At 59.0% G+C, this 14,142-nt stretch carries 11 protein-coding genes and 2 pseudogenes; 9 read left to right on the forward strand and 4 right to left on the reverse strand.

The window, feature by feature from the left end; genetic code table 11:
* Nucleotides 1-188: 188 nt before the first annotated feature.
* Entirely contained in the window at nucleotides 189-977 is a 789-nt protein-coding gene (locus tag ACXADQ_RS19650) for a recombinase zinc ribbon domain-containing protein (protein WP_475325384.1), read from the reverse strand.
* Between the two features lie 67 nt (nucleotides 978-1,044).
* Between ACXADQ_RS19650 and ACXADQ_RS19655 the strand changes: the two are divergent.
* Nucleotides 1,045-2,385, forward strand: a pseudogene (locus ACXADQ_RS19655) (integrase core domain-containing protein).
* Nucleotides 2,386-2,416: 31 nt separating this feature from the next.
* Here the strand turns inward: ACXADQ_RS19655 and ACXADQ_RS19660 are convergent.
* Nucleotides 2,417-3,064 (reverse strand): annotated as a pseudogene (locus ACXADQ_RS19660) (IS5 family transposase); the annotation flags it as partial.
* Nucleotides 3,065-3,161: 97 nt separating this feature from the next.
* The gene (locus ACXADQ_RS19665; protein ID WP_475325386.1) at nucleotides 3,162-3,593 is read right to left on the reverse strand and encodes a MarR family winged helix-turn-helix transcriptional regulator; all 432 of its coding nucleotides are present in this window, start codon (nucleotides 3,591-3,593) and stop codon (nucleotides 3,162-3,164) included.
* 208 nt (nucleotides 3,594-3,801) lie between these two features.
* Here ACXADQ_RS19665 and ACXADQ_RS19670 point away from each other — a divergent pair, with 208 nt between their 5' ends.
* From ACXADQ_RS19670 to ACXADQ_RS19705, 8 genes are all read left to right on the forward strand, one after another.
* Nucleotides 3,802-4,809 carry a TRAP transporter substrate-binding protein gene (locus tag ACXADQ_RS19670; protein WP_475325393.1) on the forward strand — a complete coding sequence of 336 codons (1,008 nt, stop codon included), beginning with the start codon at nucleotides 3,802-3,804 and terminating at the stop codon, nucleotides 4,807-4,809.
* A 62-nt stretch (nucleotides 4,810-4,871) separates the two neighbouring features.
* On the forward strand, nucleotides 4,872-5,351 hold the full coding sequence (locus ACXADQ_RS19675; protein ID WP_475325397.1) for a TRAP transporter small permease: 480 nt from the start codon (nucleotides 4,872-4,874) through the stop codon (nucleotides 5,349-5,351).
* Nucleotides 5,348-6,628 carry a TRAP transporter large permease gene (locus tag ACXADQ_RS19680; RefSeq protein WP_475325400.1) on the forward strand — a complete coding sequence of 427 codons (1,281 nt, stop codon included), beginning with the start codon at nucleotides 5,348-5,350 and terminating at the stop codon, nucleotides 6,626-6,628. The genes ACXADQ_RS19675 and ACXADQ_RS19680 overlap by 4 nt, the downstream gene beginning before the upstream one ends.
* Before the next feature lie 82 nt (nucleotides 6,629-6,710).
* The gene (mhpA, locus tag ACXADQ_RS19685) at nucleotides 6,711-8,249 is read left to right on the forward strand and encodes a bifunctional 3-(3-hydroxy-phenyl)propionate/3-hydroxycinnamic acid hydroxylase MhpA (RefSeq protein WP_475325405.1); all 1,539 of its coding nucleotides are present in this window, start codon (nucleotides 6,711-6,713) and stop codon (nucleotides 8,247-8,249) included.
* A 16-nt stretch (nucleotides 8,250-8,265) separates the two neighbouring features.
* A complete protein-coding gene (tsdA, locus tag ACXADQ_RS19690) occupies nucleotides 8,266-9,255 on the forward strand; it encodes a gamma-resorcylate decarboxylase (protein WP_475325408.1) in 990 nt (329 codons plus the stop codon).
* A gap of 307 nt (nucleotides 9,256-9,562) precedes the next feature.
* Nucleotides 9,563-10,738, forward strand: coding sequence for an MFS transporter (locus ACXADQ_RS19695; protein ID WP_475325412.1), 1,176 nt, complete (start codon nucleotides 9,563-9,565; stop codon nucleotides 10,736-10,738).
* 11 nt (nucleotides 10,739-10,749) lie between these two features.
* Nucleotides 10,750-11,856, forward strand: coding sequence for a class II histone deacetylase (locus ACXADQ_RS19700; RefSeq protein ID WP_475325414.1), 1,107 nt, complete (start codon nucleotides 10,750-10,752; stop codon nucleotides 11,854-11,856).
* A gap of 83 nt (nucleotides 11,857-11,939) precedes the next feature.
* Nucleotides 11,940-13,058 (forward strand): helix-turn-helix transcriptional regulator, encoded by a 1,119-nt coding sequence (locus tag ACXADQ_RS19705; protein ID WP_475325419.1) that lies wholly within the window; start codon nucleotides 11,940-11,942, stop codon nucleotides 13,056-13,058.
* A gap of 69 nt (nucleotides 13,059-13,127) precedes the next feature.
* On the opposite strand, the gene ACXADQ_RS19710 is transcribed toward ACXADQ_RS19705, so the two are convergent.
* Nucleotides 13,128-14,132 carry a transketolase family protein gene (locus ACXADQ_RS19710; RefSeq protein ID WP_475325422.1) on the reverse strand — a complete coding sequence of 335 codons (1,005 nt, stop codon included), beginning with the start codon at nucleotides 14,130-14,132 and terminating at the stop codon, nucleotides 13,128-13,130.
* Nucleotides 14,133-14,142 lie beyond the last annotated feature (10 nt).

A 14,142-nucleotide genomic window follows, 5' to 3' on the forward strand; every position in this document is an offset into this window, starting at 1 on the left:
GCTCCATCGAAAGCCGGCTTCGTCCCGCATTGTGAGCGTCCGCTGCCGCCATTCCGAAGGGCCGCTTTCTCGCTCGAAGCGCCGCTGAGAGGGGCGATACCTGCATTGGCGGAGCCAAGCTCTAACGTCCCAATTTGGCGGCCAATGTAGCTAGAAAAATAGCAGCTTTCGGCGAGAATTTGGCCGCTTCAACTCGATGTATTAGGTGGTAAGACATTGAAAACTAGCCGAAAGGAAGTTAATTTGGTTGTCGAATTCGAGGACATCCAAGAAAAGCCCCCGGGCACCATCGCTTCCATACCAAGGCCCTTGGGAAAGCAAAGCGTTTCGATGTCACCCAACTCTACGTCTCGGCCTTGAGAGTTGTTTGAGGGATAAATGATAACTTCATCCACCAATTCCCGGACCGCGCTCATAACTTCTTTCTTGTAGGCGAAGTTGTCTTGGAGGGTGTTGCAGCGAAGATTTCCAATCACATCTTCGTATTCTTCACGAGCCTGCGAAAAGTCTACGTCGATAGGCTGAGGGGCATCCTTCAACTGCCGTTTATTGGTGCGCTCTTCGGAGTCGAGTTCAAGCATACGGTCTTCGATGGCTTCAGGTTCGACGCCCTTCTCTAGCAACAGCAACAGCTTACGACGTGTCTCTTGAATCTGTTTCAGTCGCCTTTCAAGTTTAGGCCGTGTCGTCTCCAAAGTTGCCACGTGCTTTGCTAAGTCGGTCTCATACGCCTTGATGGCGGGTTTGATGCACTCGTCACTAAGGAGGTGCTCCTGCAGCGCGAAGAGAACACTATTGTCGATGATTGAACGTGCGATCATGCGTCTATTTGTGCAGGTGGAACGCTCACGGCGGGCACTACAACCAAATTTAATATGCTTGCCACCGCCCATGGAAATATACGACGAGCCGCATTCTTCGCATTTCATCAAGCCGCTCAGGAGGTAGTCGGTTCTCTTCTTCGGGTAGTTGTTCACGTGGATTAGCCCCCTGAAAGTGGTCCACCAACTGGGATAGAATATCCCGCAAATTGGAGGATCAGCGATGGCTGGAAAACGAGAGAAGCCCGAAGAGATTGTATCGAAGCTTCGGCAGGTTGAAGTACTTCAGGGGCAAGGCGCGACGATTACCGAGGCAGTGCGCCAAATCGGCGTGACGCAGCAGACGTTCTATCGATGGCGAAAGCTCTATGGCGGGATGCAGGGGTCTCAGCTTGCGCGCCTGAAGGATCTGGAGAAAGAGAACCAACGGCTGCGACGGGCGGTGTCCGATTTGACCTTGGATAAGCTCATCTTGACTGAAGCCGCAAAGGGAGTGATGGCCGTCTAGGACTTGATCCTGTGGATCAAGTCAGGCCTGAACGGGCGGAGCCCCTAAGCCCTTCGCGTCGCCGGAAATGCGTCGACCATGTACGGCAGGAGCTTGGCGTGTCTGAACGCCGCGCCTGCCGCGCACTCGGTCAGCATCGATCCACGCAGCGCAAGGTCCCCCAAGGCCGTGCTGATGAAGCGCGTTTGACCGACGACATTATCGAGCTGGCCGATCAATACGGGCGCTATGGGTATCGCATGGTGACAGGTTTGCTGAACAATGCTGGGTGGTGTGTGAACCATAAGCGGGTTGAACGGATATGGCGGCGTGAAGGGCTGAAGGTCCCGCAAAAGCAGAAGAGTGAGCCTGTGAACGCCACCGGTTCGAGAGAACAGGCGAACAGGACGGCTTTGGCTGAACCCCTCTCGGGACATTGCTGCGCAATGCCCTGCCGGGCAGTGGACGGATCATGCGTGCGTCTACGACCCGAGCGCCCCAACCACGTCTGGTCCTATGACTTCGTCCAGGACCGCACCGCTGACGGCCGGGTTTATCGGACGCTCAACATCATCGATGAATACACCAGAGAGCCCCCCTCTCGGCAGATTTGCAAGGCAAATCGCCTGCCGGGCAATGGATGATCCGCGTGGATCGCAAACTCAACTCCACGGACGTGCTGGATGCGCTGACAGACCTGTTCATCCTGCGTGGACCACCGGAATACATAAGATCCGACAATGGGCCAGAATTTATCGCTCAAAAGGTGAGGGACTGGATCGCCGCCGTTGGTGCCAAGACCGCATACATCGAACCAGGATCACCCCTCTCGGGACATCGCCATGCGATGCCCTGCCGGGCAGGGCATGGGAGAATGGCTACTGTGAAAGCTTCAACGCCCGGTTCCGGGATGAGCTCCTGAATGGCGAGTTGTTCTACACCTTGCGGGAAGCGCAAATCCTGATCGAGCAATGGCGCATTCACTACAACACAGTCAGGCCGCATAGCTCATTGGGCTACCGTCCGCCTGCGCCCAAAAGCATCGTGCCAATGGACCAGAGGCCCACCATGCACTAACAATCAAACCGGACCACCCGATGGGGGCACGCCACTTCACCGGTTTCTTCCGCTGTTTTCCGCCAGGGATACAGGCGCGTATCCCTTTGTCTTTCAACGCTTCCCGGAACCAATCGGCGTCATAGCCGCGATCTCCGAGCAGCCAATCGACATCTGGCAGGCTGCTCAACAAGGCCCGCGCTCCGATGTAATCGCTGACTTGTCCCGCGGTCACGAACAGGTTGAGCGGACGTCCCTGGCTGTCGCAGATGGCATGCAATTTGGTGTTCATGCCGCCCTTGGTCCGACCGATCAAACGTCCACGCCCCCTTTTTTGACGCCCAAACTGGTCGCTGTGCGGTGGGCTTTGAGGTAGGTCGCGTCGATCATCACGCTCTTCTGTTCGCCGTGGTCAGCCGCCAGACCAGCCATCATCCGGGCGAAGATACCCTTGTCGCTCCAGCGCCTCCAACGGTTGTAGAGCGTCTTATGTGGGCCATAGGCCGAGGGGGCGTCGCACCATCTCAACCCATTGCGATTAATGAAGATAATCCCGATTTGCACACGTCGGTCATCCCCTCTCGGGACATCGCTGCGCAATACCCTGCCGGGCAGTGAACGCGCGGCTTGCCGTGGGAGTTCAGGAAAAAGGCGCCAGACGGCCCATCTGCGGGTCCGTTGGCCAGAAAAGATCAGACATATTCACCGCTTGTTTTATGCGCGATAAATCACGACGACACGCGGAAATCAATGGGTCCTGAGCCTAACCGAAGTTGGAGTGCTGCGGGGAAGACCGGTCAGAGATCATCGATATTCGCATAGACTTGTTTCAGTAGCCGCTTCAGTTCCGCAACTTCTGAGGCGTCCAGGCCCTTGGTCAGCGTCTCCTCGAAGTGGATGGCGATCGGCATCAGTTCCTCGGCCAGTTGCGCCCCTGCGGGCGTCAGGTCAATCAGGACAATGCGCGCATTTTCCTTCGGACGGACGCGTGTCACCAGCCCGAGTCCCTCCATCTGGCCTATGATCCGGGAAAGGGTCGACTGCTCCTTCGACACCATGACGGACAGCTCTCCCAGCGTTTTGGTACCGGTTTGCCGCAGAACCGCCAACGACCGATACATCGGCAGGCTAATGCCGCGATCCGCAATCCGGCGGCTGAACCGATTCCCGACTGCGGTGCCGGCACGATTGATCAGGTAGGGGACGGAATTCGTGAATGTGTATGACATCGGGGTCTTTTCTATCTGCGCGTAAGGCCGCGGCACCTGCAACGGAACCTGCCATTGTGGAATATATGGCCTCGCAAGGCTTCGAAATGCAACGGATGTGTACAAACTCACCCCCTTTCAAAGCAACGTGCTGCATTCGGTTGCAAATAGAAATGTTGCATTTACATATTTAGCCAGCTAGCGTGTTTCAGAATCAAGGGAGGAAATCATGAAACTCGCGAAAGCACTGGCCCTTGCGGCCATACCCTTTGTCGTGCCCTTCGGTACTGCCATGGCAGCCGACTACACGCTGAAGGTTTCGTCACCGACCAACAACGATCCCATCCTGAAATGGATGCAGATATTCGAAGAGAAGGTCGAAGCGTCCTCGGACGGCGCAATCGATGTGCAGCTGTTCCCAGCCAACCAGCTGGGCCAGATCCCCACGACCGTCGAAGGTGTCGCCATGGGGACGATCGAGGTCACCGCGCCCGCGTCGGGCTTCTTCATCCAGCTTGACGGGCGCTTCGAGGTTCTAAGCGTTCCGGGACTGTTCAGCGATCTGGCCCATGCACAGAGAGTGCTGGCGGATGACGAGGTTCTGGACCACCTCTCGGCCTATGCCAACGATCAGGGGGTCGAAACGATTGCCGCCTTCCCGCATGGGCCGCTTGCCCTGCTCAGCACCAAAGGCACTGCGACCATGGGCCAGCTGGATGGACAGCGGATCCGCGTTGCGGGGCCCACGGCGCTGAACACCGGGCCGTTCCAGCGGCTGGGCGCCTCGCCCGTCTCAATGCCCCTGGGCGAGGTTCTGCCAGCCATGCAGAACGGCGCAATCGACGGGCTGATCGCGGGCGTGCCGGTCTATATCCTTGGCCGCTACTATGACGTGGCCACCGAAATGGCGATCCTGCCCGAGAGCTATCTGGTGGTCACCGCCGTCGCCAGCCAGACGTTCATGGACATGATCGGCGAAGACTTGGCCGAAAAAGTACGCGCAGCCGCACGCGAGGCCCTGCCCGCGACCAGCGAATTCACCCTTGGGATGAATGGCAAGATGCATGACCTGTGGACGCAGAACGGCGGAACGATCGTGACGCTCGAGGGCGACGAGGCCGCCAAGTATCTCGACGTTGTCAACGCCAGCCTGCCGGACGCAATCGAGGCCAACAGCACGCTGAACGGTGAGCTGGAGTTCTTCCGCGCCGCAGCAGAGCGTCTGGCGCGCGAATAAACCTGTCGAGCAATCAGATGGAGGGCGGACTTTCTCGTCCGTCCTCGCCTTCGGAGCACTCCATGACACATGTAATCGACCGCTTAACTCGTCTGCTCGACACGGTGCTGGCCAGCGTCATCCTTGCGATGGTTGCGATGGGCTGCCTGAACGTGGCGCTGCGGTATGGCTGGGGGTATTCGATCCTCTGGGCGGATGAGACGCTGGTCTTCGCGATGATCGGCGTGACATTTCTGGGCGTGATCTCTGTTTCTTACCGGTCCCAACATCTGAAGATGTCGCTGTTCGTTCAGGCGCTCGGGCCCAAGGCGACGCGGGTCGTGCAGGTGTTGGAGCACCTGCTCATCGCCGGGACCTGTCTCTATGTCGCAGCCTATTCGTGGAAGGTCGTTGCAATGCTGATCAAGCGGGGCACCCTTAGCAACATGTCGAACACGCCGCTTTGGCTCCTGCATTCTCTGGTGCTGGTCGGACTGGTGGGCATGGCGGCGATCTCTGTTCTCAAGATCGTTCAGGCGATCCGGGGGGAGGACGCTGCATGACCTGGACGCTGCTTGTCCTGCCATTGGTGCTGATGGCGCTTGGATTTCCGATCTTTCTTGTGCTTCTGACCGCGTCGACCGCGACGATGGTCTTCACGATGAACATTCCGCTTGTCGCGCTGCAGCAGAACCTCTTTTCCTCAGTCAATGCCTATGCGCTACTGGCCCTGCCCTTCTTCATCCTGGCCGGAGAACTGATGGGCCGTGGCGGGATATCCGAACGGCTGGTTGGGCTCATGCGGGCCAGCATGGGGCGCGTTCCCGCCAAAGTACCGTTGACGACGGCGACCAGCGGTGCCGTGTTCGGGGCCATTACCGGGGTTGGGGCGGCATCGGTCGCGACGATCAGCCGGGTGATGCTGCCCCACCTTCGCGACGACGGTTATCCTGACGGTTTCAACGCGGGGCTGCTGGTTTCAGTCGGCGCGGTCGGGGTGATCCTTCCGCCGTCGATCCCGATGATTGTCTATGCCGCGGCGGCGGATGAATCGATCCCGCGCCTTTATGCGGCAGGCATCGTGCCGGGGTTGCTGATCGTGGCGCTGATCGGGCTCTATTCCATGTGGGTGGGCCGCAAGTCCAAGGTTGGCGCGGACGAGAAGTTCTCGGTCCGCCGCTTCTTGCGCGCTACCAAAGAAGGCGTCTGGGCCGCAGGCGTTCCGGTGGTTATTCTGGGCGGAATCTACGGCGGCATCTTTTCCCCAACCGAGGCCGCCGCGGTCGCCTGCCTTTATGCGATGATCGTATCGCTCTTCATCATGCGCGACCTGAAAGTGGCGGACCTGATGACTGCCGCGCGTACGACCGTGTCATATACCGCGCAGATCATGATCGTGATCGCCTGTGCCGGGGTGTTTTCCTGGCTGATCACGGTCAATCAGATCTCGGGCGCGATGGTGGCCTTTATCCAGGAAATGGCCCTGCCAACCTGGGTGCTCTTGCTGGCGATCAACATGCTGTTGCTGATCGTGGGCTGCCTGATCGACCCGCTGTCGGCGATCCTGCTTCTCACGCCGCTGCTGGTGCCGCTGATCACTGCGGCTGGCGTCGATCCGGTCCACTTTGGCATCATCGTCACCGTCAATCTGGCCATTGGATTGTTCACGCCCCCGTTTGGCATCAACATCTTCGTCCTTCAGGCGCTGAGCCGGATCAACCTGATGACCATCTACAAAGGCACCGCGCCGTTCTTTCTGCTCTACCTAATTGCGCTATTGCTGATCACCTATGTCCCCGCGATTTCACTGATCGGGGTGGACCTTCTGATCGGGCGCTGAGTTGACGGGATGCGTGGGTCATGACCACTTATATATGCATATGCAACATATGCTAACGCAATAATTTTGATCGGAGGAAAACATGAGATACGACGTCGCCATTGTGGGCTATGGGCCGACAGGAATGGTCCTGTCGCTTCTGCTGGCGAAACTGGGTCGCAGGGTAGTCATCCTTGAACGGTTCGAGGGGCTGTACAACTTGCCCCGCGCTGCCTGTTTTGACGATGAGACCATGCGCACCTTCCAGCACCTTGGAATCGCCGAAGAAATGCTGGCTGGCACCAACATCCAGCGCGGCTATGAATGGCTGAACGGCAAGGGCGAAGTGCTGCTGGACATCGAATACGACAACCCAGGCAAATGCGGCTGGCCGTCGCAATACATGATGTACCAGCCCCATGTCGAAGACGTGCTGGACCGGGCAGCAAAAGGCCATGACCTCATTACTGTGCGACAGGGCACTCCAGTGACCGGCTATGAGGAACACGGCGATCACGTCGTCGTTCTGGCCGAGACGGCGGAAGGCAAGACGGTCGAGATCGAGGCAACCTACGTCGTCGGCGCGGACGGCGGCAGCGGGTATACCCGCAGCTATCTGGATAGCCAGCTGGACGACTATGGGTTCTTTGAAAACTGGCTGGTTTGCGATTTCGAGATGCCTGCTCCGGTCGAGGGGCTGCCGTCGTTCCGGCAGGTCTGCAACCCTGCTCAGCCGGTGTCGATCGTCAACATCGGGCCGAAACATCACCGCTTCTCTTTCCGGCTGGAGAAGGACGAAGACCGCGAAAGCGCCACCGATCCCGACCGGGTCTGGGCGCGTGTGGCGGACTATCTGAAGCCTGATCAAGCCGACCTGATCCGCGTGGCCAATTACACCTTCCGCTCGCGCATCGTACGGAACTGGCGACGGGGTCGCATCATTCTGGCGGGTGACGCTGCGCACGAGATGCCGCCATTCCTGGCGCAGGGAATGGTGTCGGGTATCCGGGATGCGCGAAACCTGTCGTGGAAGCTCAACCTAGTCCTGTCGGGTCAGGATGACAGCTTGCTTGACAGCTATCAGGTCGAACGCGAACCACATGTCCGCTTTATCACCGAGAAGGCCATCGAACTGGGCCATGTTCAGACCATGCGCGACCCGGTCGAGGCGGAAAAACGCGACGCCCGACTGAAGGCCGTTCGGGCGGCGAACAAGAAGCCCGACAAGCTGATCTATCCGGGCCTCAGCGGCGGGATGATCGCCAATGACGGGCAGCTCTTGCCGCAGGGGCTTGTGTCTTCTGCCGGGAAAACCGGTCTGCTGGATGATGTTGTGGGCACCGGCTGGCTGATCGTGGCCAAGGGGCCCGAGGCCTTGTCGGGCCTGTCGGACAGTCAGCGCCAGGCCTGGCAGGCCATGGGCGGCAGCGCGGCCGTCTTCAACCTGCTGGCCATCGTCGGCGGCGGCGATCTGTCCGATACAGGCGGCGTCTATACCCGCTGGTTCGACACCACCGGCGCGGTGGCCGCCATCGTCCGACCTGACAGCTATGTCTACGGGCTCGCCAAGTCGGGCGCAGAGCTCGGCTCCCTCCTCTCTCAACTCACCGAAACGCTGGCGCCCGGACCGGCCGCCGCCTGATCTGAAAGGACCTATGATGCAAGGCAAGATCGCCCTCGAAGAACATTTCGCCATTCCCGAAACGCTGCAGGATTCCGCTGGCTTCGTCCCCGGCGCCTATTGGGAAGAACTCCAGCACCGGCTGCTGGACATTCAGGACACGCGGCTAAAGCTGATGGACGCGCATGGGATCGAGACCATGATCCTGTCGCTGAACGCCCCCGCCGTGCAGGCCATCACGGACCGTCAAAAGGCCATCGACATCTCCCGCCGTGCAAACGACGTGCTGGCCGAGGAATGCGCCAAGCGCCCTGACCGCTTCCGCGCCTTCGCCGCCCTGCCCCTGCAGGACCCCGATGCGGCTGCGGAAGAGCTGAACCGCTGCGTCAAGGACCTCGGCATGGTCGGCGCACTGGTGAACGGCTTCTCGCAGGACCAAGCGCAGGGCGACGGGCAGGACCTGCTCTACTATGACCTGCCGCAATACCGCAGCTTCTGGGGTGAGGTCGCCAAGCTCGACGTGCCCTTCTACCTGCACCCGCGCAACCCGCTGCCGCAGGACAGCCGGATCTATGACGGCCACCCCTGGCTGATGGGTCCGACCTGGGCCTTTGCGCAGGAAACCGCCGTGCATGCTCTGCGTCTGATGGGCTCGGGCCTGTTCGACGACCACCCCTCGTTGCAGATCATCATCGGCCACATGGGGGAAGGCATCCCCGCAATGCTGTGGCGGATCGACCATCGCAACGCCTGGGTTAAGCTGCCGCCCAAATACCCCGCCAAGAAGAAGTTCGTGGATTACTTCAACGAGAACTTCCACATCACCACCTCGGGCAACTTCCGCACCCAGACGCTGATCGACGCGATCCTTGAACTGGGCGCCGAGCGCATCATGTTTTCGACCGACTGGCCGTTCGAAAACGTCGATCACGCCGCCGACTGGTTCGACAGTGCATCGATCTCGGAGGCGGACCGGGCGAAGATCGGGCGCGGCAACGCTGCGCGCCTTTTCAACCTGGACAAATAAGCGCCACGAAGAGCCGAGTTTTCACGCGGGCTTCTCAGTCGAAAGCGACCCCGCGCGGGCTCGGTTCTGCCGGGGCGCGGCAATTGTTGGCCAAAGACCTACAGGCTCTCGGGGTCACCCGAGAGCTGATCCTGACGACGCCCGAACACGCCGATCAAACCCGGGCGACCCGTTCATTTGAACGGCTTTACAGAAAAGCCCCCCCAAACAGACAATCTCCCTCATTGCGCACGCGAAAAGTGCGTTGATCAACAGGGAAAACCACTATGACTCTTTCTGACACTCACACAAACGTGGGGGGCAGAGCATGACTGATGCATCTGCTGTCGCACCGAAAACTTCGTTCTCGAACCTTACTCTGACCGCGCTGGTCCTATTTGCCGCGATCACGCCTTTGGCTCTTCTCGTGGCGCCTGCTTTGGCGGCTCAACTGGCCGGAGAGCTGGGCGTAGGCCCCGCCGAAATTGGCCGCTACTTCTTTGTGGAAAACGGCGCATTCAGTTTCGCTTCGCTTGTTTCCATATTCTGGCTTGGAAAAATCAATATTCGCCTGGTGAGCATGATCGCCATCGCGGTCTTTGGGGTTGGCAATCTGGTCACCGCATTTCTGTTGCCCGAGTTTGGAACGCTTTTGATCATGCGGGCCATCACTGGACTGGGAGGCGGGACCTTGATGGTGCTGTCCATGGTCAGCGCGCAAGACGCTGAAAATCCCGATCGTATTTTTGGGTTTTGGGTGATTGGTCAGCTGATTCTCGGCGCGATCGGTCTGGCGGTCTTGCCGTTGCTGTTTGCTGATTTCGGTCTGCGCGAATTCTACCTCATCCTGGGCGTTGTCACGCTTTTGCTGTCTCCGCTTGTCCGTGGCTTTCGCACACCTGCGGCGGCTGAAACGGGCGCCGAAAAAACCGGCATTACAGCGCGCTTTGTCTTTGTGATCTTTTTCGCATTGGGCGCGTTGCTGCTGTACTACGTTGCCATCGGAGGCGCCTGGACCTTTGTCAGCTCGGCTGCGGAACGTGCTGGGCTGGCGCCCGAGCGCATTGGCCCGGTGCTGTCCATCGCGACCTTGTTTGGAATTCTAGGCGCGGGCGTCGCGACCTGGATGGGCGGGCGTTCCAGCCGCCGTCTCTCGCTTTTCGTGGGCTATGCGATCCTGGTCGTGTCCCTGGCAGCGCTGTCTGTCGATACCGTGTGGATCTACATCGCCGCAATTTGCGCCTTCAAGTTTGCCTGGACCTTTGCCCTGCCCTTTATCATCGCCGAGATCTCCAGCTGTGACGCCTCGGGGCGCCTCGTTGCGGCCACCACGCTGATCATTGGCTTGGGGCTGTCATTGGGGCCGTTGTTCGCGGGCAATATGCTGGCCGGAGGATGGGATCTGGGAACTGTGATGCTGCTGGCTGCGGTTTGCAGCGTGCTGTCCCTGATCGGCCTGATTCTGACACCGAAAACGCAAACGCAAACGCCAGAGGCTGAATAATGGGTCAAACGATGAAAACAGGCTTCTTTACGGATGAAAAAACATTCTGGCATAGCGGAGGCATGCAGTCGCTTGTGTTGCCTGTCGGGGGGTGGATACAACCCCCCAATGCCGCCGGCTTTGCCGAGGCGCCGGACACGAAACGCCGCTTTCTGGCGCTGGTTCAAACCAGCGGTCTGGCGGATGAGCTGACGGTCGCCTCGGCGGCGATGGCCACGCAAGAAGACTTGCTGCGCATCCATCCCCAAAGCTATCTGACAGCGTTCAAAGACATGAGCGACCAGTCAGGTGGAGATTTGGGCACCTCGGCCCCGTTCAGCACAGGAAGCTACGAAATCGCAGCCCTTTCTGCGGGATTGGCCAAGGACGCCATCGACCAGGTCATGTCGGGAACGTTGAAAAACGCCTATTCCCTGTCGCGCCCGCCGGGGCACCACTGTTTGCCGGACCATCCGATGGGATTTTGTTTGCTCGCCAATATTCCGATCGCTGTCGAGGCAATGCGTGCCAAGCACGGGCCAAAACGCGTCGCGATTTTGGATTGGGATGTGCACCACGGCAATGGCACTCAGGCGATCTATTATGACGACCCCGACACGCTGACGCTCTCGATCCACCAAGATAAGAACTTTCCGCCGGGCTATAGCGGTACCGAAGATACAGGTGCCGGGGATGGCGTTGGCGCGAATATAAATATCCCGTTGATGCCCGGCGGCGGCCATGCGGCCTATGTGTCGGCCTTTGAAAAGATCGTCCTGCCCGCGCTGGACCGGTTCAAACCGGACCTGATTGTTGTGGCCTCGGGTCTTGATGCCTCGGCGGTTGATCCGCTGGCCCGCATGAATCTGCATAGCGACAGCTATCGATGGATGACGGAACAAATCATGGCTGCGGCTGAGCGCCATTGCGCGGGGCGTGTGGCCATGGTGCACGAGGGCGGGTATTCTGAAACCTATGTGCCCTTCTGCGGTCTGGCCATCATGGAAACCCTGTCGGGGATCCGCACCCAGGTCCAGGATCCCATCCTTGAAATGGGGCATCTGTGGCAGGCCAGCGCCGAGTTTGACGCCTTGCAGGATCGCTTGCTAAGCGAGCAGGCGCAGGCCTTGTCGCTGTAGCTTCTTCAAAACACGGCCCTACAATATACGCATGACCCCAGTGATGCTATGCTTGGCCATTCTCACAGAAATGGCCAAGCAAAATGCCCCATCCGTCAGATGATACCGAAGCAGAAGATGCGCAGGTCTGGGACTTTGAACATATTCCCGATCCTGTCGATCTTGGCGCATACCAGATCGAATCCATCGCCCCGCGGCACATGGATTTTGCGCAGACGCTCGCTGCATCCTCCGCCGATGTCGGGCTGAGTTGTTTTCTGCTTGATCTATACGGGGCGGCCGTGCGCGAGCCCATTGGCGCCTTTGAAAAGTCTTGGATTTTAGCGCTGAAAAGCCTGCTGGACTTTGATGCCGCCTGGACAGGAGTGGCGTCAATTCAAGGCAGCCTGCCAGTGAACCACAGCGCGTTCACGTATAACCTTTCGGCTGATTTCGGACCGGAATGGAAGAAAATTGCAGCCTTTGATCCCTTTGCCGATCTGGCCAGCCTGGTGCCGGGTCAGGCGAGCTCTGTGACGCTTCAAACGCAAGATATTGCGCCAGAGTTCCAGGAATGGGCGCGCCGCTATGATTTGCAAAACCTGGCAAGTGTCTGCGCGATCGACAACGGGTTCGAATTGATAAGTTTCCTGTCGGTCTACCGCCACGACCACAGGGCAGTGTTTTCAGAATTGGACCTGCGGAAACTTGAACTTGTCATTCCGCATATTGCTGCGGCGACCCGCACAAACAGGCGCCTTCAGCTGGCCTCAAAGCTGCAACACAGCTCGGAACGAAAACCACGCGCCATTTGCGATGCGTTCGGGGTTTTCCACCGTGCAGATCCAGAGTTCAGGACGATCCTGAAATCGCTGATCCCCGACTGGAATGAAAACAGTCTGCCCGAAGACATCTTGCAGAATGCACAGGACCCGTCGGACGCAGACTATGTCTGGAATGGCTACAGCGTTGAAATGACCGAGGTAGCGGGCCTTTGGGTTGTGGCCCTGCAAGAGGTTTCTCCGCTTGCCGTTCTGCCGCCCCGCGAGTTGGAGGCGATCCAGTTCTATTCCCAGGGGGCGTCATACAAAGAGGTGGCCCGCGAAATGGGAATTGCCCCAAGCACCGTACGCCATCATATTCGATGTGCATACAAACGCATGGGGATAAATAACAAGGCACAAATCGCGCAAATTTTGTCCAAGAGTTCTCGTGGCATCTAAACGGCCCGAAACTGTCGGGCCGCTTGAAGGCGCGGGACACATGTTGGCCAGGCCGTGCTGTGAAACTCTCTAGAGCGCCTCAGCCTTTACCAAGGAATGCACGTCCTCAACGCGGGCAGCGTCCAGATCCTCTTCGCCGATGCCAAATGTCTGGCCCATCAGGTCTTCGATCCCCTTGACCAGCGCCGAGGCATCAAGGCCGTAGAACTTCATCAGGTAGGGGCGTGATCCGCCATGCGCGTAGGTGTCTTTCAGACCCAGACGGATCAGCCGCTTTCCGACACCTGCATCGGCCATGGTTTCCGCGACAAGGCTGCCGATCCCCCCTTCGGTCACGTGGTTTTCCAGCGTCACAACCCCGTGCTTCACGCTGCCGATATGATCCAGAAGCGCTTTGGAATCAAAGGGCTTGATGGTGTGCAGATGCAAGTGCCGGATCGACAGCCCCGCCTTGGCAAAGGCCGCGCGGGCGCGCATGGCCTCTTCGGTGCAGATGCCCGACGTGACGACAAGCACATCGTCGCCGTCGCTCAGCTCGCGCATTTCGCCCACCTTAATCGGCGTATCAAAAAGGCGCGGAACCGAGCCGCGCAGCACCCGGCACCAGACCGGGCCGTCAATGCTGTCGGCGGCCTCACAAATGCTCTCCACTTCGGTGGCATCGCCGGTTTCCAGGATCGTCATATTCGGGATCGACCGCATGACCGAGATATCCTCGATCGACTGGTGCGTCATCCCCCCCGGCGTGGTGACACCTGGCAGGAACCCCATCAGGCGCACCTTGCGCCGCGGATAAGCGACCGAGGCCATGAGCTGATCATAGGGCCGGCGATACATGAAAACGCCAAAGGTGTGGATGAACGGGCGAAAGCCAGCCAGACCAAGGCCACCAGCAAAGCTCATCATGTTCTGCTCGGCCATGCCCATCGACAGGAACTGATCGGGGTGGCGGTCGCGAAACCCGTCGATTTCACAGGACGACGTCAAATCCGCCGAAAGGCACAGGATGTCCTTGTTGCCAGCCGCAAATTTCTCAAAGGCCGAGGCGTAAGGGCGGGATACCATTTCTACCATGTTTCGGGCC

It is taken from the genome of Thalassovita sp. ABM4_323 (assembly GCF_056158665.1).